We start from the raw sequence: 22959 nt of genomic DNA, 5'->3' as shown, positions 1-22959 counted from the left end.
CGCGTCCGCCGCGAGCTCAGGCCGGGTGGACCTCCGCGTGCTCGCGAGGACTTGAGGACAGCTCTCATGCACACGAAGATCCAGGAGCTCGAGAAGGCGACCCTGCGCGGCGACGTGCCGGATTTCCGCCCCGGTGACACGCTCGAGGTTCACGTCCGCGTCGTCGAAGGAAACCGCTCCCGCGTCCAGGTCTTCAAGGGCTTCGTGCTGCGCAGGCAGGGCAGCGGCGCCCGCGAGACCTTCACGGTCCGCAAGGTCAGCTACAGCGTCGGCGTCGAGCGGACCTTCCCCGTGCACAGCCCGATCATCGAGAAGATCGTGCTCGTGACCCGCGGTGACGTGCGTCGCGCCAAGCTTTACTACATGCGCGATCTGCGCGGCAAGGCCGCCCGGATCCGCGAGAAGCGCGAGGCCGTGCCCGCCAAGTGACACAGACCTTTCCGAATGGCCCGCGTCTTGCGCGGGCCATTCGGCTTTGCAGGGGCATTTCCTTTATGTGGAGCGACTCGGGCGCGGGTGTAACGTCGGTCGAGACTTGTCGAGCCGACGCATCATCTAGGCTCGTCAGCGATGACTAGCGAGAGCCAGGAGCACGGCGCGCCGCGCCGCCCTGTCAAGGACGAGGTGGACGTGGTCGCCGAAGAAACAGAGAAGCCAGCAAAGGGCGGCAAGAAGGACAAAAAGGGATCGTTCTGGAAAGAACTCCCCGTCCTGGTCGTCGTGGCGCTGGTGTTGGCCCTGATCATCAAGACGTTCGTGATCCAGGCCTTCTACATCCCGTCGGAGTCGATGGAGAACACTCTCCTGAAGAACGACCGGGTCCTGGTGAACAAGATGGTCTACCACACGCGTGACATCGAGCGCGGCGACGTGGTGGTGTTCTCGGGCGTCGACTCCTGGGACGGCGAGTTCGAGATGGAGGAGCCGTCAAACCCGGTCGCGGCGTTCTTCCGCTGGGTCGGCACCGCGTTCGGTGTGGTGCCCGGCGAGAAGGACTACATCAAGCGGGTCATCGGCGTCGGTGGCGACCACGTCAAGTGCTGCGATCCCAAGGGGCGCATCACGGTCAACGGCGTGGCGATCGACGAGGGTAGCTATCTCTATCCGGGCAATGTGCCCTCCGACAAGTTCTTCGACATCAAGGTGCCTGAGGGGCGGCTGTGGGTGATGGGCGACCACCGCTCGGTGTCGCTCGACTCGCGCTCGCACCAGGGTGACCCGGGCGGCGGCTCGATTCCCGTGGGCCAGGTGGTCGGGCGGGCGTTCGTCATCGTATGGCCGTTCAACAGGGCGACCACGCTGCCCATCCCCGACACGTTCGCGCAGCCGGCGTTGCAGGCGCTGGGCGGCTCCGTCCCGCTGGTCGCCGGGTTCGCGGGAGCACTACCCTTGGTGCTGATCCGTCGGCGCAGGCGAAGCAGGAGGCCCTGATGTCCTTCACCAAGAAGGCGGCGGCGGGGGAGAAGAAGAAAAAGGGCGGCTTCCGCGAGACGATCCTGCTGCTGGTCCTCGGCGTCGGCATCGCGCTGCTGTTGCAGGCGTATGTCGTCGGATCGTTCTACATCCCGTCGGAGTCGATGGAGAACACCCTGCTGATCAACGACCGGGTGTTCGTCAACAAGCTCTCGGGCAAGCCCGAACGCGGCGACATCATCGTGTTCAAGGGCTGGAACGGCGAGGACACCATCAAGCGGGTCATCGGCATCGGCGGTGACAAGGTGGCCTGCTGCGACGCCAAGAAGCGGGTGACGGTCAACGGCACGGCGCTGGACGAGGAGTCCTACCTCTATCCGGGCGACTTCCCATCGGGCGACACGTTCAAGTACACCGTGCCGCCGGGCAAGTTGTGGCTGATGGGCGACCACCGCAGCGCCTCCGCCGACTCGCGCAGCCACGTCGAGGAGCCCGGGGGCGGGTTCATCTCAGAGGACGCGGTGGTCGGCAAGGCCATCATGCGCTACTGGCCGCTGTCGCGAGGCAGCATCTTCATGCACCCTGACACCTTCGCCAAGGTCAAATAGCGGCGGCTCCCGGTCGCGGTTTGCGGCGATTGGGGCGTACGCTGCCTCTTGTCATGACAGTTGCGTTCCGCCCTCGGCCCAGCGTTGTCCGGCGTGATTCCGGACTCTATGCCTATGAGCGGGCATTGGCCCGCCGTGGCCTGACCCCGATCGCCGGCGTCGACGAAGCAGGCCGGGGGGCCTGCGCCGGCCCGCTGGTGGTCGCCGCGACCATCCTGCGCAGGCCGATCGAGGGTCTCAACGACTCGAAACTGCTGGTGCCGGCCGTACGAGAACGGCTCTATGACCTGATCATGGACTCGGCGCACGTCGGGATCGTCGTCATTCCCCCGGCGGAGATCGACGCGCGGGGGCTGCACAAGAGTAACGTGGCCGGAATGCGCCGGGCCGTCGCGCGGTTGACCTGTGACCCGGGGTACATCCTCACGGACGGCTTCCCCGTCCCGGGCCTGCCGGCGCCTTCGCTGGCGGTGTGGAAGGGGGACCAGGTGGCCGCCTGTGTGGCGGCGGCCTCGATCGTGGCCAAGGTCACCAGGGACCGCATGATGATCGAACTGGACGCCGAGTTCCCGGGTTACGGCTTCGCCGAGCACAAGGGGTACGTCACCCCAGGACATCGGCTGGCGCTGGAGACGAACGGGCCGTGCTCCCACCATCGTTACTCCTTCGTCACGGTGGCCAGGGAGATGGGGGAAAATGAAATGGGGGCCGGGGTTGCCTGACCAGGCGAACCGGAAGACCGGTACGACAGGAGGACCGCGATGAGCGCAGAGGATCTCGAAAAGTACGAAACCGAGATGGAGCTGCAGCTTTACCGCGAATACCGCGATGTCGTCGGGCTGTTTACGTATGTCGTGGAGACGGAACGGCGCTTCTACCTGACCAACTCGGTAGACCTCGACGTCCGGACCGCGGAGAACGGGGACGTGTTCTTCGATGTGAAGATGCAGGATGCTTGGGTTTGGGATATGTACCGGCCGGCGCGGTTTGTGAAGAATGTGCGGGTGGTCACGTTCAAGGACGTCAACGTCGAAGAACTGGCCAAGGCCGACCTGGAGATGCCGAAGGAGGGGTTCTCGGGGTAGGCGCTTTTTGAGGATGTTCGTACGGGGTGGCTGTCTGATGGACGCCCGCTGGGAGCCACTCACTCACTCGGGGGTTAGTCACCCCGGTTCCTTACACGTCCGCCCGTGACCAACTGGCTGGCTGTCAGGGGTCATCGACCAGGCCGATCCACAGCCGCGCCGCAGGGGGCCTGCCTGCCGTCAGTCGCCGGGCACCGCAGCCACGGCAGCTCGCCCCCTGCTGGGCCACACCCACTCGGGGGTCAGTCGCCCCGGTTCCCGCGCGCCCACGGATAACCGACTGCCTGGCTGCCATAGCCAATCCACAATCACCCGCCGGGGCCTACCCGTAGCCTGCCGCCGGGAACCGCAGCCACACGGTCACCCACCAGGCCGCCTGCCCCCTGGGCCACCCATCCACTTGGGGGTCGACACCGTGGTTCCTCGCACGTTCGCCCGTGACGAACCGCCCGGTTGTCAGGGCCCATCGACCGGGCCAATCCACAGCCGCGCCGGGCCTACCCGCAGCCAACCACTGGGCACCGCAACAACTTGGCCACCCGCCTGGGTCTCTTCCTCATAGGCACTCGCGAGATCCCATATGGCCACCCGCTACGGCGCCAGCCCCTCATGGGCCCAAGCACGGCCCCCCTGCCCGGCCCCGTAGCCCTCTCCGTGGCCCTCTCCATGGCCGTCTCCCGATGGCCCGTAGACCTGATGGCCCGTGGACCCCCAGGGGCCGTAGACCCCACGGGCTGTAGCCCACAGTGAACCGCTCAGCCGAGGATAAGCGGGAGCTTAGCGGCGAAATCACCCAGCGCGGCCTTCTCCGCGTCGGTCGGCATACGACGTCCGGTGCCGATCAGCAGCGCGTCCTTGTCGGAGAACGAGGCGGGAAACGAGGTCTTGCCGATCTTCTCCAGCGACGCGCGTGCCGCCACGAGGGTCTCGGTGGGCGGCTCGGCGGCCGCCGGCAGATGCGCGATCAGGTCGAGGTGGTGCAAGGTCCATTCGAGCACGTACGCGGACAGATAGTCGCCGACGGTCAGCACCTCGTCGCGGGTACTGACGCGCACGGCGGGATCGGCGAGTTCGGCAGCACGACCAGCGGCGGAACCGACGTCGTCGAGATGGAACTTGAGCAACCACGGCTCGCCATACGCGGCGGCCAGCCGGGGGATCAGCGCATCGAGCGGGTCCTCGCCGGTCGGGGGCTCGACAAGGTTCCAGTAGGTGACCGCGTCCACGGTCGGCTCGGTTTCGGCGGGCGTGACCAGCGTGATCAGTACGTCCTGGGCGTCGATGACCAGGTGGCACACCAGGTCTCGAACGAGCCAGCCGACACAACCGGACGGCCGCTCGAAGTCCTCATCCGAGATTGCGGCGACCGCCGTACGCAACGCCGTCCAAGAGCGTGAGAAGAGATCCACTGCGGCACGGTAGTGCGGACTGGAACGGCGGACAAGCGTAATCGAACGCCCGATTCACGTACCCGGACGGTTGTTCGCTCATCTCGGCGGCCTCTCACGCTAACTAGCGCAGCTCACCCACCACGCCACCCGCACCGCCCCAAGCCACCCGCGCTTCCCGCAGTCACCCGGCACCCGCAGTTACACCCGCACTCGCGCTGCCACCCGCACTGCCCCAAGCCACCTGCGCTTCCCCCGTTTTCCGCACTCGTGCTGCCACCCGCACCGCCCCAAGCCACCCGCACTCCCCTCAGTCACCCGCCACGGCCGACCCGCAGCCGCCACGGGTCACCCGCACCCACCGCCACTGACCACCCGCACCTGCCACAGGTCACTCAGGGTGGGTGAGCTGCCTGGACCGATTCACTCTGGGCGGATGGATCACCTGGGTCGGCTCACTCAGGGCTGGTGGATCACCCGGCGAGGCCATCCGGAGCGGCCAGCCGGCGAGGCCAGCCGGAGCGGAAGCGCACCTCACCCGGCGCGGTGCCAGATGCCCAACCCCGTCCCCGACTTATCCACAACCCCCCGGACCCACAGCCCCCTCTGTCCACAGAACCTCGCTCGGCCCCAATCGCCCATCCCCGATCCGCGAAAGTCAGGGCCCGGAGGTGCCACATGGCCGCGAGGAACGACCTCGGCAAACACGGCGAGCAGCTCGCCGTCAACTACCTGGAAGCCGAGGGAATGACCATCATCGAACGCAACTGGCGTTGCCGCCACGGCGAGATCGACGTCATCGCCGAGGACGGCCCCAACCTGGTCGTGGTAGAGGTCAAGACCAGATCCAGCCGATCACACGGCACAGCCTTGGAGTCGGTACGACCGGCCAAACTGGCCAAGCTCCGCATGCTCGCCGCCAAATGGCTCATGACCCAGCCCCGTGCCTTCGACACGGTCAGAATCGACGTGATCGCCCTGGAGCGCTTCGCCGGGGACTACTCCCTCCAGCACGTACGGGGGGCGATCTGAGATGGCAGTCGCGAGGACCCGCAGCGTGGCCCTGGTCGGCGTCAAAGGCCGCAGCGTGGAAGTGGAAGCCGACGTGGGCAACGGCTTGGCGGGGATCCACCTCATCGGCCTGCCGGACATGGCACTCAGCGAGGCCAGAGAACGGGTCAGATCGGCGATGGTCAACAGCCATTTCCCCTGGCCAGACGCCCGGATAACAGTAAGCCTCTTCCCCGCAAGCCTCCCCAAGCGTGGCAGTCAGTTCGATCTCGCCATAGCCGTGGCCATACTGGGCGCCGCCGGGGTGGTCCCCGCTGACCGGGTCGCGGAGCCGTTCTTCCTCGGCGAACTCGGCCTCGACGGACGCCTGAGACCCGTGCGTGGCGTTCTCCCGTCGGTCCTGGGCGCGGCCGAGCACGGAGACGTCACGGTGGTCGTCCCCGCCGCGAACTCGGCGGAAGCGGCGCTGGTGCCCGACGTCAAGGTGGCGCCGTTCACCGACCTGCGCCAGCTGGTGGAGTGGCTACGACGGGGAGACGACCTGCCCGAGTGGCACATCCAAGACGCTCCAGAGCCGCCTCAGCCGATCATCCAGCCCGCCGTCGACCTGTCCGACGTGGCCGGCCAGCCAGTCGCCCGCCGAGCACTCGAGATATGCGCGGCGGGAGGCCACAACCTCTGGATGCTCGGCCCGCCCGGCACAGGCAAGACCCTGCTCGCCGAACGCTTGCCCACACTCCTCCCCGAGCTGGAGCTGGACCACGCTCTTGAGGTGACGGCCATCCACTCGGTGGCAGGCGTACTGCCGCCCAGCAGCCCCATGCTGAGCAGACCACCGTTCGTCAGCCCTCACCACACCGCCACGGCGGCGGCCATCATCGGCGGCGGCAGCACCGTCATACGCCCCGGCGCGGTCTCCCTCGCCCACCGGGGAGTCTTGTTCATGGACGAAGCCCCCGAATTCCCCCGCCACATCCTCGACTCCCTCCGCCAGCCCCTGGAGGCCGGTCGCGTGACGGTGTGCAGATCAGCGGGCTCCGTCACCTTCCCGGCCCGCTTCATGCTCGTCCTCGCGGCCAACCCCTGCCCCTGCGCCCAGCCCCAGGACCAGGGGGAAAGCTGTCAGTGCTCACCCACGATGAGACGCCGCTACCTGGCCAGACTGTCCGGCCCGCTTCTCGACCGCGTAGACATGAAGGTCACAGTCGCCCGTACGTCCAGACGCGAGCTCATGGCCGACCGCCAGTTCGTCGAACCGAGCAAGATCGTGGCCGAGCGCGTGCTGGCAGCCCGCCAACGAGCCGCCAAACGCCTGGCCGGCACAGCCTGGCGCACGAACGCCGAAATCCCGTCGGCCGCCCTCCACGCCGACTACCGCCCTTCAGATGCCGCCATGAAGTGCATGACGGCCGCCCTCGACTCGGGCACCCTCAGCGCGCGCGGCCTCGATCGCGTCCTACGAGTCGCGTGGACCCTTACGGACTTGGCCGCCAAACCCCATCCCGAAGACGCGGAAACGTCGACAGCTCTCGCACTGTGGCTGGGGGTGAACACGTGACCCCTCAACCCGCCGCGCAGCCACCACCGAGGCCCGGCGCACCCGAAGCCCACATTCCCACCCCTCAGGAGCGTCGATGACGAGAGCAGAAGTGGAGGCGAGGGCCGCCCTCATGCGCGTGGCCGACGCTGGAGACCCGACGATGGGTCGCCTCGTCGCCTGCTGTGGCGCCGAGGCAGCAATCGACGCTGTACGCACGGAGACCCTCCCGCCCGATTTCATCACCCAGGTAACCCAAGACCACCACATCCCGGACCCCAGCCAACGCCGACTGGCGGACCTCGGCGGGCAGTACCTCCCGGACCTCACCCAACACCGACTGGCGGACCCCAGCGGGCAGCAACTCCCGGACGCCACCCAGCACCAACTGGTGGACCCCACCCGGCAACACCTTCCGGACCCCACTCAGCAACACATCGCGGACCCAACGTGGCGGCACATCGCAGCCGACCTCACTAAACGTCCGCCAAATGACCCAAGCTGGCAACTCAGAGACAATCCCATCCAGAGGCAGAGCACAGACTCCGGGGGGCAATGCGGAACGACGACCATCCCTCAGCAACGGATCTCCGACTCCACTCAGCAACACGTCACAGGCCTCGCCCAGCAACTCGGCACAGCCCTCACAGAGCGCCGCATAACAGAGCTCACCCAGCGACTTCGCGCCTGGCGCGCCCGTCTGGAGTCCGCCGATCCCGCAGCCGACCTCGCCAACGGCGAACGAAGCGGCGCCAGATTCATCATCCCCGGCAGCCCAGAATGGCCTACTCAGCTGGACCAACTCGGACCGCGCCGCCCGCTCGGCCTGTGGCTCCACGGCTCGGCCGACCTGCGCTTCTCCTGCCTGCGATCGATCGCCGTAGTCGGCGCACGGGCTGCCACGGCGTATGGTGTGCACGTCGCGGCTCAGTTCGCCGTGGGATTCAGTGACTCCGGCTGGACAGTGGTCTCGGGCGGCGCGTTCGGGATCGACGGCGCGGCCCATCGCGGCAGCCTGGCCGCCGACTCCCCGACGGTCGTCGTCCTGGCCTGCGGCGTCGACGTCAGCTACCCGACCGGACATCACGAACTGTTCGCAGCCGCCCGCGACCAGGGCGTTGTAGTCAGCGAGTGCCCTCCCGGCGTACACCCCACCCGTGCGCGCTTCCTCATCAGGAACCGCCTGATCGCCGCCCTGTCACGAGGCACCGTCGTAGTGGAGGCGGCACTCCGCAGCGGCGCACTCAACACAGCCGGTCACGCTCTGTCACTGCAACGCCACCTGGCGGCCGTGCCAGGCCCGATCACCTCCACCATGTCGGCCGGCTGCCACCGCCTACTTCGCGAACGCAAGGCCGTCTGCGTCACCTCGCCCGAGGAAGTGATCGACCTGGTCGGTTCGATAGGCGATGACCTAGCCCCCCAAACTCGCGGCCCGGTCGTCCCACGAGACACGCTGAGCGAGACAACCAGCCGGGTCCTCGACGCCATCCCCACACGCGGCGCCGCAGGCCCCGCCTCCATCGCCGTAGCGGCCGGAGTCTCTCTGGACACGGCCCTGAGCGCACTGGGCGGCCTGGCCGCCGCAGGCTACGTAGAACGAGTGGCCAAGGGCTGGCGAACCCGCAAAACGCCACCAAAGACGTACGTGAAAGCCGACGAAACAGCACCTCCTAGGCAGTACCCCTCAGACCTAACCGATGACGACGATCTCCCACCTTCACCCGACGATGCGTGAACTTCCTGCGGGCAGTCCACACCCATGTGCCAACGAGCCGCCCATGACCGTAAGCGATACTGCCCGGCGAAGGGGCGAAGGGGCGAAGGGGCGAAGGGGCGAAGGGGCGAAGGGGCGAAGGGGCGAAGGGGCGAAGGGGCGAAGGGGCGAAGGGGCGAAGGGGCGAAACGCCTACCGATCTGGCCCCTGGGCGGCCACCCGGTGTCTTATGTCCCGGATGACCACGCCACTCACGACGGCTCGCACCGCTTCGCCCGATCTACGAACGCAGCCTCCGATCCGATGCTGTTGCGGCGGCGGCGATTCCGGTGGAGCGGATCAACGGGCCGGTGCTGCTGGTGACCGGGGAGGACGACCAGGTCTGGTCGGCCAAGCGGTTCGCCCGTGAGCCCGAGGCGTGGCGTGGCGTGGCGCGGCGGGCCGGTCTGCTGACCCAGCTGCGGATCGGGTCGGGGGCGCGGGTTATCGGGTCTTGCTGTCGGGGGAGTCGCTGCCGGCCTGGCGGTCGTTCACGGTGGCTCACTGGAAGCGGACGCGCGCCGCCGCTCGGCGGCCCCATGGCCCGGCGGCGTTCGGGGCGCTGGTTTGGCCGCGCCTGCTGGAGCTGTTGCGGTGCAGGCCGCCCTGCTGGTGGCGCTGGGCTCGATGATCGGCGGCTTCTTCGGCGCACGCCTGGGCCGCAGGCTGCCCGCGCCGATCCTGCGCGGCGTGATCGTCTGCATCGGCGTCGTCGCGATCGTCAAGCTCCTGGCGACCTGATCGGCCGGAGGGTGGCCGCGGGCATCCGCCGGTTGTTGCCCGCTCCCGAGCGCTAGTTTGCCCAGTGAAACTTTCAAGCATTCTGCCTGGTCACAGCCATAGAACCCACGGTGCGTTGACGAGTGTGAAGACGGCAGCCGAGCATGACGCCGCGTTCTCCCTCTCCGAAAGGCACCCCCATGCACTTGTCCAAGGCGCTGACGGCCGCCCTGGCCACGCTGGTGGCCGGAGCGGCAGTCGCTGTCGCGGTGACCACGGTCGCCCCGGCAGGCGCGGCCGCCGGCACGGGCACCGGCTACCTGCACACCAGCGGCAACAAGATTGTTGACAGCACGGGCGCGACCGTGCGCCTGACCGGCCTCAACTGGTTCGGCATGGAGACCGACAACCGGACCTTCCACGGCCTGTGGTCGAGCACTCCGTGGAAGGGCCACCTCGACAAGATGGCCTCGCTGGGCTACAACACGATCCGCGTGCCGTACTCCAACGACGCGCTCAAGTCCGGCGCCACGGCCACCGGCATCAACGACTACGTCAACCCCGACCTGATCGGCCTGTCGCCGCTGCAGATCCTGGACAAGATCATCGCGTACGCGGGCGGCAAGGGCATGCGGATCATCCTCGACCGCCACCGCCCGACCGCCGCGGGCCAGTCCGCGCTCTGGTACGTCTCCGCCACGCCGGAGAGCACCTGGATCAACGACTGGAAGGCGCTGGCCCAGCACTACGCGAACAACCCCACCGTCATCGGCGCCGACCTGCACAACGAGCCGCACGCCGAGGGCACCAACCCCAACGCGACCGGCTCCTGCTGGGGCTGCGGCGACCAGGCCCGCGACTGGCGGCTGGCCGCCGAGCGGGCCGGCAACGCGGTCCTGTCGGTCAACCCCAACTGGCTGATCTTCGTGGAGGGCGTGAGCTGCCCGAGCGGCGGTCTGTCCAACGTGTGGGACGGCGATCCCAGCAACGACGAGGACTGCGGCTGGTGGGGCGGGAACCTGTCGAAGGCGGGCCAGTATCCGGTACGGCTCAACGTGGCCAACCGCCTGGTCTACTCGCCCCACGACTATGCGACCTCGGTCTACCACCAGACCTGGTTCGACGCCCCCGACTACCCCGCCAACCTGCCGGCCATCTGGGACAAGTACTGGGGTTACCTGTACAAGCAGAACATCGCGCCGATCATGATCGGCGAGTTCGGCACCACTCTGGCCGCGAACGTGGACAAGATCTGGCTGCAGGAGCTCCTGAAGTACACGGGTACCGGGGTGAACGGGATGTCGTTCACCTACTGGTCGTGGAACCCGAACTCCGGTGACACAGGGGGCATCCTCAACGACGACTGGACCACCGTCAACCAGGCCAAGCAGGCCATCCTCCAGCCGTACCTGATCCCGCCGACCGGCGGCACCGGGCAGCCCTCCGATACGCCCACGCCCAACCCTCCCGGGCAGTGCACGGTGACGTACAAGCAGACGAACTCCTGGCAGGGCGGCTTCCAGGGCGAGCTGACGGTGAAGAACACCGGCACCAGCACGATCAGCGACTGGACCGCCACCTGGACGTTCCCGTCGGGAGTGACGCTGGTCAACGGCTGGAACGCGGTCGTGACCCAGTCGGGCACCACGTGGACCGCCAAGGGCCCCGACTACGCCAAGAACCTCGCCCCCGGCGCGTCGGTCGCCGTCGGCTTCACCGTCAACGGACCGGCCGCCCAGCCCACCAACGCCACCTGCTCCTGACCCTTCCCACCGTCCCGAACTCGCGCTCATTCCCACCGTCACGGGCTCCCCGCTCCTCCCCATCGTCACGGGCTCCCGACTCTTCCCACCGTCAAAGGCTGCCGGCCTTACGACCGTCGCGAGCTCCTGACCCTCCCACCGTCGCGGGCGGACCCGCTCCCGCCCGCGGCCCCCGAACGAGCGCCCGCCCCGCGATCCACGACCGAGCACCGCGGGGCGGGCGCTCGCCTTCCCTCTCCAAGGGACAGCACCCAACGCCCCTCTCCAAGGGGCAGCACCCAACGGCCCTCCCCAAGAACGGCGAACTCCAACGCATCCAAGGTCTCTGGCTGGGGTTGCCGGGCGGCCGGCGCAGATGGCACTGACAGCCGCTGGCGGAGCATGGGTTGCTCATCCCTCTACGGGCGAGGCGCTGCCGCGAGCAAGGGATCATCGAGGGTGGGCCCAGCGGGCGCGGGCGCGTGATCGCGATCTGGGCTGCTTCCGGCCAGGAAACGGCGGGTGGTGTCCCACCCAGTGGTGGATCCACGAGCTCGCCGCATGGCTTGGTTGCTACCAGGGAGGATCGGGTCCGAGTGGCCGAGAAACCGCGCCACTCCGCGGGTCGTCATCGATCCGCGACCAACAAGACACCGCCCCATCGGTCGGCTGCTGGTCGTGGACCAATGTGCAAAGGTGAAAGAAGCGAGGCGACGGTAGGCCGATATACGGGTACAAGCCCGGCCGTGGACTGTCGATCGCCTGGTGCGCACGGCTCCGGCAGCGGTCGGCGTCTGTGAGAGGGGAGGCGCTTGTGGCCGACGGGTGGCTGGGGGCGGATGAGGTGACAGCCGAATTCGGCAGGTACTTGCGGTTTGAAAGAGACCTGTCACCGCATACCGTGCGTGCTTATCTCTCCGACGTCACGGCCCTGTTCGAGCACCTGGACGGTCGGCTCCACGGTCTTGATATCAGTACGTTGCGCGAATGGCTGGCCGAGCAGCATGCCGACGGTAAGGCGAGGGCGACGCTGGCGCGCAGGACCGCCTGCGTACGTACCTTCACGGCCTACTGCCATCGCAGAGGCTGGTTGCCGGACGACCCCGGCCTGCTGTTGGGCAGTGCCAAGGCTCCCCGCCCGTTGCCTGCCGTACTCGATCTGGAGCAGGCTCAGGCCACCCTTGAAGTGCCGTCGGACGGAGAGCCCAAGGAACTGCGGGATCAGGCCATCCTGGAGCTGCTTTACGCCACGGGGGTGCGAGTGAGTGAGCTGTGCGCGCTGGACGTCGACGATGTCGATCGGGATCGGCACGTCATCAGGGTGCTGGGCAAGGGCCGTAAGGAACGGTCGGTGCCGTTCGGGTTGCCCGCGCTTCGTGCTCTGGACAGATGGTGCGTCCACGGACGCCCCCGGTGGATCCGCGCTGGCTCGGGGGCGGCGGTGTTTCTTGGGGTACGAGGCGGGCGGATCGACGCGGGTACAGTGCGCCGGGTGGTGCACGCTCGCTTGCGTGAGGTCGAGGGAGCACCGGATATGGGCCCGCACGGGCTGCGACACACCGCGGCGACGCACCTGCTAGAAGGCGGCGCCGACCTGCGCAGCGTCCAGGAGCTTCTCGGACACGCATCGCTGCACACCACCCAGATCTACACGCACGTCTCGATCGAGCGCCTCCGCACGGCATACCGCCAGGCACACCCCAGGGCGTGACCGGACATCGGTTCGGGGCCCAGTGGGGGAGTGGGCTCGGGTCCAACGGGGCCTGGGTTCCGGGTCCAAGGGTTATCGCTTGGTGGGCCTGGCTCTGCGTCGGCGCTTTCGTGGGGGTCGATTGCGCTGCTGTTTGCGGTGCTGACCTCGTGTGGTGCGCGGGTGCTGCGTGCGTGTACTTCGATGGCGGCGGATCAGGGTCAACAGCAGTAATGCGCTGAACAGCGTGCCCACGCTGATGACTGAGATGGCGGGTGTCGAGGCGGAACGTGCCGCGAAGCGGAAGGCGGAGTTGGCGGCGGGGGGCCAGGTGGGTCCGCTCGAAACGGTGGGGCCGGGCGCAGGGGTGCGACCTGACTGAGGTGGCGATGTCAGCGGTCGGGTGGTTGCCGTTGTTGCCGTAGAGGGAGCCATGTCGGTGGGTGCCGGGTGGAGGCGTTTGGTGCTTGAGGGTGGTGGCTGCGTCCAGAGGGCGGCGGTGCCCAGGGCGTCCAGGTTCCAGTAAGGGAGGAGGCGGATGTGGGCTCGGCCGAGGAGGAGCAAGGGGTCGAGGTAGTGGGAGCCGCGCAGGAGGCCCCAGTGAAGACAGGATTCTCGGCAGTGGCCAGTTGGGCGTTCGATGACTCCGAGGCGGGTGCCGGGCGTTACGCGCTGGTGCCGGCGTACTGATGCGTTGACCGGCAGATACGTCGTGCGTAGGCCGTCCGTGTGCTCGATGGTGACCACACCCCGGCCCGCGAGGGGGCCGGCGAAGCGGACGATGCCTGGGCCTGCGGCTACGACAGGGGTGCTGGGTGGGGCGCCGAGGTCGATGCCCCGGTGGCCCGACAGCCATGGCTCGGGTGGGGGTGCGAACTGGCGGAGGACTCTGGGGTGTCCGTCCAGTGGCCATCGCCAGGTGGGGCGGTCGGCGGCGGCGGGGCTTGCGAGTGCCAAGGGGATCAGAGGAATGGCGAGGGCGAGGAGGGCGGTCAGAAGCGTCATCGGGCCTGAAGACGCGCCTCTCCGGAGGAGCTTTGTCGGTGGGGGATGTGTTGACCTGCTGCCATCGCAGGGGTGCCGGTGGATTGTGGGGTTTTCGTGCTTTTCGTGGTTGAAGGGGTGGGGGTGAGTTGTGGGGTTTTGGTGGTTGAAGGGGCGTGGGGAATTGGAGCTGGAGTGGCTGTTGGGAGGAGTGGGGTGGGAGTGAAGCGGTGCTGGAGGGGTGGGGTTGGAGTGGGTGAGTGGTGACGAACCGTGGGGGGTGGGGTGGATGGGCATGCGGTGAGTTTGCGGGAGAGGTGGGGGCGGTCGGAGGGGCGAACGTAATTCTGTGGAAAAGGAGGGCGCGGGTCGGTAAGCCTGTGGATAACTGCTGGCATCGTGGCGCGGGCGGGTTGGGGAGGCGGCATGGTTGAGCTGCGTGGGTCCCGGGTGATCCTGCGGGACGTCGTACGGGATGACGAGGCGCGGCTGCGGGAGATCGCGGGGACGCCGGAGGTGACCAAGTGGTGGGGGCCGGTCGATGAGTTCGACGACATGCTGGCCATCACGGTCAGTGGCGAGGTGATCGGGGCCATCCAGTACGAGGAAGTCGAGGATCCGATGTATCGCAGCTCGGGGATCGACATCTTCCTCGGACCGCGGTGGCACGGACGTGGGTTCGGGCAGGAAGCCGTTCGTACGTTGGCGCGATGGTTGATCGAGGAGCGGGGGCATCACCGGCTGACCATCGATCCTGCGGCGCACAACACGGTGGCCATCAATGCCTACGAGCGGGTGGGGTTCAAGCGGGTGGGGATTATGCGGGCCTATGAGCGGGATCCGGCGACTGGAGAGTTTCACGACGGGTTGCTTATGGACCTACTGGCAGGCGAGCTGATCTAGCTGTACTGACCACGGACGTCGGTGGCTGAAGGACTGCGCTCGAAGGGTTGGTGGCTGAGGCTGGGGTGTAGCTGCCTGAGCCGTATGTCACGGATGGCGGCGCTGGATGCTCCATGCTGCGGTGTTCGCAGAGCTGGGCCGTCAGGTTGATGCTCGGTCGTCACGGTGTGTCGGGCGGACGGTGAACGTCGGGCGGACGGTGAACGTCGGGCGGACGGTGAACGTCGGGCGGACGGTGAACGTCGGGCGGACGGTGAACGTCGGTCGCCACGGTGCGTCGGGCGGACGGTGAACGTCGGTTGTCATGGTGCGTCAGTTCGGTGGGGAACATCAGGGGATGGCACTGGACGAGGTGTTCTCGTCTGGAAGGGTCAGGACTTCGAGGGCTCTGGCGAGGGCTGGGTCGATGCCGGGTCAGTGGGGTCCGCGAAGCGATGGCGGCGGCCAGGGCGCAGGGGAGAGGTCCAGATCCAGACCGTACTGAGTGCGATGCCGACCGCTGAGACGAGAATGACGGGACGCAGGCCCGCGAACTCGGCCAGCGCGCCACCCGCGAGGCCGCCAAGAGCCATGACACCCTGTACGGCGAACGTCATGGTGGCATTGACGCGGCCACGGAGTTCGGGGGCGGTTTCGCGCAGGACGATCGCGCCCATGCAGGTCGCGAACGCAACTACGACGCCACCCGTGACGATGCCGGTGAGCGTGAGCAGAGCCAGCTTCCACCAGAGGGGTCCGCTGAGCAGGCCCACTGCCAGGAATTCGATCGGGAAGAAGAGTACGGAGACGAGGAGCACGCGGTTCTCGCCGTAGCGTTTGGCGGCGCGGGTGGTGATCCAGGCGCCGATGAGCCCGCCGACGCCGCCGAGGGCGATGAGGGCGCCGATGAGGCCCCTGGGGATGCCGAGGGTGTTCACCATGTACAGCATGTAGACGGCCGTGTAGGCCAGGGCGAAGAAGTTGATGGTGACGCCTGCGCCGAGGAGGGCACGGAGTACGGGATTGGTGGCGCTGACGCGGAGCCCTTCGGTCACGTCTCGCCACATGCCTCGGGAGGGGGCCGGCTCGTTCTTCTCCGGGGTACGGATCGAGCGCAGCAGCAGCGCCGAGGCCAGGAACGACAGCGCCTCCGTGAACACCGCCAGCGGGGCCGTCAGCAGTTGTACGAGGAGCCCGGCCAGGCCGGGGCCGCCCACGGAAGCCACTGAGTAGGAGGCGTGGAAGCCGGCCATGGCCTCCGTTCGTTGCTCGGGGCGGACGATCGCGGCCACGTGCGGGAAGTTCGCGGCCCTGAAGAACACGCCTGCTGAGCCGATGGCCAGGGCGACGACGATGAGCCAAAAGGCATTGAGTACGCCCAGGAGCCAGGCCACAGGGACCGTCAGCGCGGCGGCGCAGGAGACGAGTTCGCAGGCGATCATGAGGGGGCGGTGGCGCGAGAGGCGGTCGGCGATCGCGCCCGACTGGAGGCCGAGGAGCAGGGCGGGTAGTGAGGCCGCCCCAGTGAGCAGGCCCATTTCCATGGGGGAGGCGGCGAGCAGGGTGACCGCGGTCAGCGGCACGGCCAGCTTGGACACCTCGGAGCCGGTTACGGAGATGGTGCGAGCGGTCCAGAGCAGTCGATAGTCGCGCTGTTTGAGGAGCGGGGTGAGGTCTGGCGCTGGCGGGGCGTCCCCAGGTGAGGCTGCGTCCGCGAGTGATGTCGCGCCTCCGGGTGCGATGGGATCGCGAGGTGGAGCCGATTCGTGAAGGGAATGCTTCATAACTATGAAAGTAACCCTTCAGAGTTATGAAGGCAATACTTCACATCACTTCCGGGTACCTTGGTGCCATGACGCGGGAGAGCCTCAGTGACCCCAAGGCGATGCGGGCCCTGGCGCACCCGGCCCGGCTGGCGATCCTGAACCGGCTGGGTGTCGACGGCAGCGCCACCGCCACCGAGGTCGCCGAGGTCGCCGGCATCACTCCGAGTGCCGCCAGTTACCACCTGCGCATGCTGGCCAAGTACGGGTTCGTGGAGGATGCGCCCCCGCGCGGCGACGGGCGGGAGCGGGCCTGGAAGCCGACGGGTACGCCCCTGTCGGTCGGCGTGCGGCCCGGCGATCAGCCGGAGGTGCGTGAGGCCAAGCACCTGCTGATCCAGGCGTTTCGCAAGGAAGCGGACGAGGAGGCCCGGCGGGCGCTGGAGAACATCGACCAGGAGCCCGAGGAGTGGCGCGAGGCGACCCGCTTCAGCCGCCTGATGCTGCGGCTCGACGCCGAGGAGATGGCGCGGCTCAATGTCGAGGTCGAGAAGCTGTTCGAGCCGTACCTGGCGCGCCATCGCGATGAACGGGCGGCGCCTCCCGGTGCCAGGATCGCCGAGGCCCAGGTCAACCTCTTCCCGCATGTGCGGAGGGCGGCGCCGGGGCTGCCCACGGAGGACCACGACGCGGGCTGACCCGAGACGGTCAGGCCGGGGCGGCGTGGGAGGTAGACTTTTGGGTGGCCTGTGTATCACAGGCCGACTTCGCATGCCCCATCGCGGACCGCCCCATCGGTCCGAGCCACGGCTCGGCTGGAGCGGGTTCGGGGCATCAGGGCGACAGCCACTGGGCTGCCGCGGCACAACCGAGAACCGCGCCCGTCCGCACGGGCGCCCAGACCTGGAGGACCATCACATGGCCCCCGTCGTCACCATGCGACAGCTGCTCGAGAGCGGCGTTCACTTCGGGCACCAGACCCGCCGCTGGAACCCGAAGATGAAGCGCTTCATCTTCACCGAGCGCAACGGCATCTACATCATCGACCTGCAGAAGTCGCTGTCGTTCATCGACCGTGCCTACGACTTCGTCAAGGAGACGGTCGCCCACGGCGGCACGATCCTGTTCATCGGCACCAAGAAGCAGGCGCAGGAGGCCATCTCCGAGCAGGCGGCTCGCGTCGGCATGCCGTACGTGAACCAGCGCTGGCTGGGTGGCATGCTCACCAACTTCTCCACCGTGCACAAGAGGCTTCAGCGTCTGAAGGAGCTCGAGGAGCTCGACTTCGACAACGTCGCCGCCTCGGGGCTCACCAAGAAGGAGCTCCTCATGCGCCGGCGTGAGAAGGACAAGCTTGAGCGCACGCTCGGCGGCATCCGTGACATGGGCCGCGTGCCCAGCGCGGTGTGGATCGTCGACACCAAGAAGGAGCACATCGCGATCAGCGAGGCCAAGAAGCTTGGCATCCCTGTCGTCGCGATCCTCGACACCAACTGCGACCCCGACGAGGTCGACTACCCGATCCCCGGCAACGACGACGCCATCCGCGCCGTCGGCCTGCTGACCAGGGTCGTCGCCGACGGTGTCGCGGCCGGTCTGATGGCTCGCTCGGGCGCCGCCCGCGGTGACGAGAAGCCCGCTGCCGCCGAGCCGCTGGCCGAGTGGGAGCGCGAGCTCATCGAGCAGGGCGCCGCCGAGCAGGCCGCCCCTGAGCCGGCCGCCGAGGCCGCCGCTCCCGAGGCCGAGGCCGCCGCCCCTGAGGCTGAGGCTGAGGTCGAGGCTCCGGCCGAGGTCACGGCTGAGGCTGAGGCCGCTCCGGCCGCCGCCGAGGGCGAGACCGAGCAGCAGCAGGCCTGACCGCTCACACCTCGGGTAAACACCGAGGTGGCGAGCAGTCGCCTACCGAGCCCGGCTCCGTGGAGTGACCCGCACGCGAGGCCGAGCGGAAATCGCAGACGCTGAGCCCGGCGGCGGGGGTCAAGACCCCCGCCGCCCGGCAAGGCCGGAAGAGCCGGGAAGGCCGCGAAGGCAGGGCTGCTCACCAGGTAAGACTTTGAGCTCCTGTACGGCAGCCGCCGGCCGTTCGAACCATAGGGTGGGTGCCGGAAGGTCGGCGCCCACCCGATCCACGACGAAATCCCACAAGGAAAAAAGCAATGGCTTCCGTGAACATGGCCGACGTCAAGCGGCTTCGCGAGATCACCGCGGCCGGAATGATGTCTTGCAAGAAGGCGCTCGAAGAGGCTGACGGCGACATCGACCGCGCCATCGAGCTGCTGCGCCTCAAGGGCGCCAAGGACGTGGGCAAGCGCGAGGCGCGCACCGCCTCCAACGGCCTGGTCGCGCTCAAGCAGGACGGCGACTCCGCCGCCGCGCTGCTGGAGCTCAACTGCGAGACCGACTTCGTGGCCAAGGGCGAGCGCTTCCAGGAGCTGGCCGGCCAGGTCGTCGAGCACATCCTGGCCACCAAGCCGGCCGATGTGGCGACGCTGCTCGAGTCCTCCTTCGACGGCAAGACCGTCAAGGAGTACCTCGACGAGGCCAACGCCGCGCTGGGCGAGAAGATCGAGATCCGCCGCTTCGCGGTGCTGGAGGGCGGCTACATCGGCGCCTACATGCACCGCACCGACCCGGCGCTGCCGCCGGCCGTCGGCGTGCTGGTCCAGCTCGACAAGCCGAACTCCGAGGTCGCCAAGGACATCGCGCAGCACGCCGCCGCGATGGCCCCTCAGTACCTCAACGCCGCGGCCGTGCCCGCCGACGTCGTCGAGAAGGAGCGCAAGCTCTTCGAGGAGATGACGCGCGAGGAGGGCAAGCCCGAGGCCGCCATCGGCAAGATCGTCGAGGGTCGCGTCAACGGCTGGTACAAGGACTTCACCCTGCTCCAGCAGGCGTTCGTCAAGGACAACAAGAAGACCGTCGGCAAGTACGCCGAGGAGAACGGTGCCGAGGTGCTGGCCTTCGTTCGCTTCAAAGTCGGCCAGGCTTAGGCTTGAACGAAATTCCAGCCCATCGAACCGCCTAAGAGGGAGGCCGCCGCCGTGCAGGAGAACCAGGAGCCAGCTACGTCGGCGGCTTCTTCGTATCAGAACCCGCTCCGGTGGAAGCGGGTCATGTTGAAGCTGTCAGGTGAGGCGTTCGCCGGTGGCGACCCGCTGGGGATCGACCCGCTGGTGGTCGACCACCTGGCCGACTCGATCGCCGAGGCCGTACGCGAGGGTGTGCAGGTGGCGGTGGTGGTCGGCGGCGGCAACATGTTCCGCGGCGCGGCGCTGTCCGAGCAGGGCATCGACCGCGCCCGCGCCGACTACATGGGGATGCTGGGCACCGTCATCAACTGTCTCGCGCTGCAGGACTTCCTGGAGCGGCGTGGCGTCGAGACCCGCGTGCAGACCGCCATCACCATGCAGCAGGTCGCCGAGCCGTTCCTGCCGCGCCGTGCGATCAGGCACCTGGAGAAGGGGCGCGTGGTCATCTTCGGCGCCGGGCTCGGCTCGCCGTTCTTCTCCACCGACACCGCGGCGTCCCAGCGCGCCCTGGAGATCGGCGCCGAGGCGCTGCTCAAGGGCACTCAGGTGGACGGGGTCTACGACTCCGATCCACGGAAGAATCCCGACGCGGTCAGGTTCGACCACCTCGACTATGGCGAGGTGCTGATCCGCGACCTCCAGGTCATGGACGCCACCGCGATCAGCCTGTGCAAGGACAACGACCTCCCGATCGTCGTCTTCGACCTGATGGGCGAGGGCAACATCCTGCGAGCGGTCCGCGGTGAGAAAATCGGCACGCTGGTGAGTCCCGCAGGCAAATGAGGGAGCGCGCCCGACATCGCCAGCTAGAAGACAGGGAGCCGCTGTGATCGACGAAACCCTCCTCGAAGCCGAGGAAAAGATGGACAAGGCCGTTACGGTCGCGAAGGAGGACTTCGCGGGCATCCGGACGGGCCGGGTAACCCCTTCGATGTTCAACAAGATCAATGCCGAGTACTACGGCACGCCGACCCCGATCCAGCAGTTGGCCTCGTTCCATGTGCCCGAGGCCCGCATGGTGATCATCCAGCCCTACGACAAGGGTTCGATGGCCGCGATCGAGAAGGCGATCCGTGAATCCGACCTGGGCGTCAACCCCGGCAATGACGGGGCGGTGATCCGCGTGTCGTTCCCCGAGCTGTCGGAGGACCGGCGCAAGGAGTACATCAAGGTCGCCAGGAACAAGGGCGAGCACGCCAAGGTGTCCGTGCGCAACATCCGCCGCTCCGCCAAAGAGATCCTCGACAAGATGATCAAGGACGGGGAGGCGGGCGAGGACGAGGTCCGCCGCGCGGAGAAGGAGCTCGACGACATCACCCAGAAGCACGTCGCCAAGATCGACGAGCTGCTCAAGCACAAGGAAGCCGAGCTGCTCGAGGTCTGAGCGGCGCGCCGCACGGCCCTCGCCCGGTGGCGGGGGCCGTGGCTCATGGAAGACCCGGGAAGAGATCTGTGGACGAAAGTACGGCTGGCACCAGCCCGAGCGGCGGCAGCCGTACCGGACGGAACCTTCCTGCCGCCATAGCGGTGGGCTTGGGGTTGGGCGCGCTGGTCATCGGCACGCTCTACACCGTCAAAGAACTCTTTCTCCTGGTGCTGGCGGGGGCCGTGGGCGTCGGGGTCGTGGAGCTGATCCAGGCGTTCGGGAGCCGCGGCATCAAGGTGCCGGCCGTGCCCCTGCTCGGTGGCATGGCCGCGATGTTCGCCGGTGCCTACTGGGGCGGGCCCGTCTGGCTGCTCGGCGCGTTCGTGGTGGTCGTCTTCGTCCTGCTGATCTGGCGGATGTTCAGTGACGGCACCGACGGCTACGTACGCGATACGACCGCTTCGGTGTTCATCCTGGTCTATCCGCCGTTGCTGGCCGGGTTCGCGGCGTTGCTGCTGGCGCCTGGTGACGGCCGTGATCGGGTGGTCATCTTCATCGCGGTGACCGTGGCCAGCGACATCGGCGGCTACATCGCGGGCGTGCTGTTCGGCAAGCACCAGATGACCGTCATCAGCCCGAAGAAGACCTGGGAGGGGATGGCCGGGTCCATCATCGCGTGCGTGGCGGTGGGCGCCTGGCTGGTGAGCTGGCTCATGGACGGGCAGCTCTGGCAGGGCGCCCTGATCGGCGCGCTCGTGGCGGTGCTGGCGACCGTCGGTGACCTGATCGAGTCGATCATCAAGCGGGATCTCGGCATCAAGGACCTGGGCACGCTCCTGCCGGGCCACGGCGGTCTCATGGACCGGCTCGACTCGCTGGTGACCACGCTGGTGCCGGTCTGGCTGCTGATGACGCTGTTCTTCTGACGCGTCTCCGTGTTCCCTGACGCTAGTGGCGGTGTTCTTCCATCGCCTCGATGGTGATCGGCTGGAGCCAGAGCCAGCGGACGGCCTCACCACCAAAGGCGAATCCTGATAAATCCGGCATGGCGGGTGGGTCGGCGACCATCATGACCCCCGCGTACTGCGGGCCCAGCGGGAACGTGGCCGGCTCGTGATACCACTTGGCAGTATGCCCGTGCCCTAGCCACGTGACCGAGTGCCACGGATACTGCGACAGCCACACGAGCAGCAGCGCCGCCTCGCGCGGATCCTCGCGGGTGGCCACGGCCAGCTCGATCCTGGCGTACGCGCCCGGCCGGTCGATCCACTGCTCGACGGTGGGCATCCGCTGGCAGCTCATCCCGACCGTCGACAGCACCGTGAACCCCCGACGCCCGTACGGCGGCCGCTCGGTGACGCCGACAGCCGGCAGCCGCGCCCCGCTCACGTCCCAGTAGCGTCCGGCCGGCCCGAGCCCCCGTTCCAGATGCCCCATGACGAACTCCTGGAACGACGCCCAGGACCCCTCCCCATGCCTCCAGCGCCAATAGGACCTGGCGTTGGAGATGCGCGGCCGCAGCCCTTCGAGCGCCTCGGACAACGCCCAGGCGAACGGCGTCTCACCTACGGCGTCACGGGCGTAGCCGGGCATTCCCCTGCTCATGTCGGCCCACCCGGGGATGACCGCCAGCAGGTCCTCGTCCTCATAGACCGCGACCCCGTCGCCCTCCTCGAACCACAGCGCCGTCAGCTGCCCGAGCGGCCGGCGTCCGGCCGGGTGCGTGGTGTTGGGCCGGGGCATGAGCGGCGGCAGCCCGGAGTTGAGCCTGGCCAGATCGACCACCTCGGGCGCGGGGCGGTGGTTGGCCAGCCACACAGCCCCGTGCACGGCGCCGTCAGGCGAGCACAGGTAAGCTACCGAGGCGTCCTCGTCCCGCTCGACCACGAGCGTTCGGCTGCCGTACGGGTTGCCGGCGGTGAGGACGACCTCGGTCTGCCCCTCGCCAGAAGCCGGCCGGAAAATCGCCATACGAGATGCACTCT

22 protein-coding genes and 1 pseudogene are annotated in these 22959 nt (G+C 67.9%); 19 read left to right on the top strand and 4 right to left on the bottom strand.

What is annotated here, in order from left to right; genetic code table 11:
* The first annotated feature begins 66 nt into the window (after positions 1-66).
* The 5 genes from rplS (at position 67) to AB0L53_RS53750 (ending at position 3106) form a co-directional block, all read left to right on the top strand.
* On the top strand, positions 67-429 hold the full coding sequence (rplS, locus tag AB0L53_RS53770; RefSeq protein WP_214641562.1) for a 50S ribosomal protein L19: 363 nt from the start codon (positions 67-69) through the stop codon (positions 427-429).
* 141 nt (positions 430-570) lie between these two features.
* A complete protein-coding gene (gene lepB / locus AB0L53_RS53765) occupies positions 571-1431 on the top strand; it encodes a signal peptidase I (RefSeq protein WP_364013059.1) in 861 nt (286 codons plus the stop codon).
* Positions 1431-2021 carry a signal peptidase I gene (lepB, locus tag AB0L53_RS53760; RefSeq protein WP_364013056.1) on the top strand — a complete coding sequence of 197 codons (591 nt, stop codon included), beginning with the start codon at positions 1431-1433 and terminating at the stop codon, positions 2019-2021. Before lepB (AB0L53_RS53765) ends, lepB (AB0L53_RS53760) begins: the two co-directional genes overlap by 1 nt.
* Before the next feature lie 53 nt (positions 2022-2074).
* Positions 2075-2743, top strand: a complete 669-nt coding sequence (locus AB0L53_RS53755; protein WP_357942947.1) for a ribonuclease HII — start codon at positions 2075-2077, stop codon at positions 2741-2743.
* A gap of 39 nt (positions 2744-2782) precedes the next feature.
* Entirely contained in the window at positions 2783-3106 is a 324-nt protein-coding gene (locus AB0L53_RS53750; protein WP_026215037.1) for a DUF2469 domain-containing protein, read from the top strand.
* A 755-nt stretch (positions 3107-3861) separates the two neighbouring features.
* Here AB0L53_RS53750 and AB0L53_RS53745 read toward each other — a convergent pair.
* Positions 3862-4515 carry a maleylpyruvate isomerase N-terminal domain-containing protein gene (locus AB0L53_RS53745; protein WP_364013053.1) on the bottom strand — a complete coding sequence of 218 codons (654 nt, stop codon included), beginning with the start codon at positions 4513-4515 and terminating at the stop codon, positions 3862-3864.
* 657 nt (positions 4516-5172) lie between these two features.
* On the opposite strand from AB0L53_RS53745, the gene AB0L53_RS53740 reads away from it, so the two are divergent.
* The 7 genes and pseudogenes from AB0L53_RS53740 (at position 5173) to AB0L53_RS53710 (ending at position 12971) form a co-directional block, all read left to right on the top strand.
* Positions 5173-5526 carry a YraN family protein gene (locus AB0L53_RS53740; RefSeq protein WP_357942951.1) on the top strand — a complete coding sequence of 118 codons (354 nt, stop codon included), beginning with the start codon at positions 5173-5175 and terminating at the stop codon, positions 5524-5526.
* 1 nt (position 5527) lies between these two features.
* Positions 5528-7063 carry a YifB family Mg chelatase-like AAA ATPase gene (locus AB0L53_RS53735; protein WP_364013050.1) on the top strand — a complete coding sequence of 512 codons (1536 nt, stop codon included), beginning with the start codon at positions 5528-5530 and terminating at the stop codon, positions 7061-7063.
* Positions 7064-7175: 112 nt separating this feature from the next.
* The gene (gene dprA / locus AB0L53_RS53730; protein WP_364013047.1) at positions 7176-8780 is read left to right on the top strand and encodes a DNA-processing protein DprA; all 1605 of its coding nucleotides are present in this window, start codon (positions 7176-7178) and stop codon (positions 8778-8780) included.
* A gap of 257 nt (positions 8781-9037) precedes the next feature.
* Positions 9038-9157 (top strand): annotated as a pseudogene (locus tag AB0L53_RS53725) (acyl-CoA thioester hydrolase/BAAT C-terminal domain-containing protein); the annotation flags it as partial.
* Positions 9158-9392: 235 nt separating this feature from the next.
* Positions 9393-9539 carry a hypothetical protein gene (locus tag AB0L53_RS53720; protein ID WP_364013044.1) on the top strand — a complete coding sequence of 49 codons (147 nt, stop codon included), beginning with the start codon at positions 9393-9395 and terminating at the stop codon, positions 9537-9539.
* Positions 9540-9718: 179 nt separating this feature from the next.
* Positions 9719-11281 carry a cellulase family glycosylhydrolase gene (locus tag AB0L53_RS53715; RefSeq protein WP_364013041.1) on the top strand — a complete coding sequence of 521 codons (1563 nt, stop codon included), beginning with the start codon at positions 9719-9721 and terminating at the stop codon, positions 11279-11281.
* Between the two features lie 823 nt (positions 11282-12104).
* Positions 12105-12971: a tyrosine recombinase XerC gene (locus AB0L53_RS53710; protein WP_364013080.1), complete on the top strand. Its 867-nt coding sequence runs from the start codon at positions 12105-12107 to the stop codon at positions 12969-12971.
* A 72-nt stretch (positions 12972-13043) separates the two neighbouring features.
* On the opposite strand, the gene AB0L53_RS53705 is transcribed toward AB0L53_RS53710, so the two are convergent.
* Positions 13044-13955: a M23 family metallopeptidase gene (locus AB0L53_RS53705; RefSeq protein WP_364013038.1), complete on the bottom strand. Its 912-nt coding sequence runs from the start codon at positions 13953-13955 to the stop codon at positions 13044-13046.
* Positions 13956-14360: 405 nt separating this feature from the next.
* Between AB0L53_RS53705 and AB0L53_RS53700 the strand changes: the two genes are divergently transcribed.
* Complete coding sequence (locus tag AB0L53_RS53700) at positions 14361-14837, top strand: GNAT family protein (RefSeq protein WP_364013035.1); 477 nt, start codon at positions 14361-14363, stop codon at positions 14835-14837.
* Positions 14838-15208: 371 nt separating this feature from the next.
* Here the strand turns inward: AB0L53_RS53700 and AB0L53_RS53695 are convergent, their stop codons facing one another.
* Positions 15209-16600, bottom strand: coding sequence for an MFS transporter (locus AB0L53_RS53695; RefSeq protein ID WP_364013032.1), 1392 nt, complete (start codon positions 16598-16600; stop codon positions 15209-15211).
* A 68-nt stretch (positions 16601-16668) separates the two neighbouring features.
* Between AB0L53_RS53695 and AB0L53_RS53690 the strand changes: the two genes are divergently transcribed.
* From AB0L53_RS53690 to AB0L53_RS53665, 6 genes are all read left to right on the top strand, one after another.
* Positions 16669-17277, top strand: coding sequence for a winged helix-turn-helix domain-containing protein (locus AB0L53_RS53690; RefSeq protein ID WP_364013029.1), 609 nt, complete (start codon positions 16669-16671; stop codon positions 17275-17277).
* Between the two features lie 220 nt (positions 17278-17497).
* Positions 17498-18436 carry a 30S ribosomal protein S2 gene (gene rpsB, locus AB0L53_RS53685; protein ID WP_364013026.1) on the top strand — a complete coding sequence of 313 codons (939 nt, stop codon included), beginning with the start codon at positions 17498-17500 and terminating at the stop codon, positions 18434-18436.
* Positions 18437-18735: 299 nt separating this feature from the next.
* Positions 18736-19569 carry a translation elongation factor Ts gene (tsf, locus tag AB0L53_RS53680; RefSeq protein WP_364013023.1) on the top strand — a complete coding sequence of 278 codons (834 nt, stop codon included), beginning with the start codon at positions 18736-18738 and terminating at the stop codon, positions 19567-19569.
* Positions 19570-19692: 123 nt separating this feature from the next.
* A complete protein-coding gene (gene pyrH / locus AB0L53_RS53675) occupies positions 19693-20391 on the top strand; it encodes a UMP kinase (protein WP_217709034.1) in 699 nt (232 codons plus the stop codon).
* 43 nt (positions 20392-20434) lie between these two features.
* Entirely contained in the window at positions 20435-20992 is a 558-nt protein-coding gene (gene frr, locus AB0L53_RS53670; protein WP_364013019.1) for a ribosome recycling factor, read from the top strand.
* A 68-nt stretch (positions 20993-21060) separates the two neighbouring features.
* Entirely contained in the window at positions 21061-21900 is an 840-nt protein-coding gene (locus AB0L53_RS53665; protein WP_364013017.1) for a phosphatidate cytidylyltransferase, read from the top strand.
* A gap of 22 nt (positions 21901-21922) precedes the next feature.
* Here the strand turns inward: AB0L53_RS53665 and AB0L53_RS53660 are convergent, their stop codons facing one another.
* On the bottom strand, positions 21923-22945 hold the full coding sequence (locus tag AB0L53_RS53660; protein WP_364013014.1) for a suppressor of fused domain protein: 1023 nt from the start codon (positions 22943-22945) through the stop codon (positions 21923-21925).
* Positions 22946-22959 lie beyond the last annotated feature (14 nt).

This window comes from Nonomuraea sp. NPDC052129 (assembly GCF_040680095.1).
GTDB lineage: Bacteria > Actinomycetota > Actinomycetes > Streptosporangiales > Streptosporangiaceae > Nonomuraea.
Note: the sequence above shows the minus strand (reverse complement) of the source record. Positions and strands in the feature narration are given on the sequence as shown.

Coding starts and splice junctions, on each gene's coding strand:
- dprA (WP_364013047.1), top strand. CDS start 7,176: ATGCGCGTGGCCGACGCTGGAGACCCGACGATGGGTCGCCTCGTCGCC.
- rpsB (WP_364013026.1), top strand. CDS start 17,498: ATGGCCCCCGTCGTCACCATGCGACAGCTGCTCGAGAGCGGCGTTCAC.
- AB0L53_RS53700 (WP_364013035.1), top strand. CDS start 14,361: ATGGTTGAGCTGCGTGGGTCCCGGGTGATCCTGCGGGACGTCGTACGG.
- lepB (WP_364013056.1), top strand. CDS start 1,431: ATGTCCTTCACCAAGAAGGCGGCGGCGGGGGAGAAGAAGAAAAAGGGC.
- AB0L53_RS53715 (WP_364013041.1), top strand. CDS start 9,719: ATGCACTTGTCCAAGGCGCTGACGGCCGCCCTGGCCACGCTGGTGGCC.
- AB0L53_RS53690 (WP_364013029.1), top strand. CDS start 16,669: ATGACGCGGGAGAGCCTCAGTGACCCCAAGGCGATGCGGGCCCTGGCG.
- AB0L53_RS53660 (WP_364013014.1), bottom strand. CDS start 22,945: ATGGCGATTTTCCGGCCGGCTTCTGGCGAGGGGCAGACCGAGGTCGTC.
- tsf (WP_364013023.1), top strand. CDS start 18,736: ATGGCTTCCGTGAACATGGCCGACGTCAAGCGGCTTCGCGAGATCACC.
- AB0L53_RS53740 (WP_357942951.1), top strand. CDS start 5,173: ATGGCCGCGAGGAACGACCTCGGCAAACACGGCGAGCAGCTCGCCGTC.
- rplS (WP_214641562.1), top strand. CDS start 67: ATGCACACGAAGATCCAGGAGCTCGAGAAGGCGACCCTGCGCGGCGAC.
- AB0L53_RS53755 (WP_357942947.1), top strand. CDS start 2,075: ATGACAGTTGCGTTCCGCCCTCGGCCCAGCGTTGTCCGGCGTGATTCC.
- pyrH (WP_217709034.1), top strand. CDS start 19,693: ATGTTGAAGCTGTCAGGTGAGGCGTTCGCCGGTGGCGACCCGCTGGGG.
- AB0L53_RS53695 (WP_364013032.1), bottom strand. CDS start 16,600: ATGAAGCATTCCCTTCACGAATCGGCTCCACCTCGCGATCCCATCGCA.
- AB0L53_RS53705 (WP_364013038.1), bottom strand. CDS start 13,955: ATGACGCTTCTGACCGCCCTCCTCGCCCTCGCCATTCCTCTGATCCCC.
- AB0L53_RS53750 (WP_026215037.1), top strand. CDS start 2,783: ATGAGCGCAGAGGATCTCGAAAAGTACGAAACCGAGATGGAGCTGCAG.
- lepB (WP_364013059.1), top strand. CDS start 571: ATGACTAGCGAGAGCCAGGAGCACGGCGCGCCGCGCCGCCCTGTCAAG.
- AB0L53_RS53735 (WP_364013050.1), top strand. CDS start 5,528: ATGGCAGTCGCGAGGACCCGCAGCGTGGCCCTGGTCGGCGTCAAAGGC.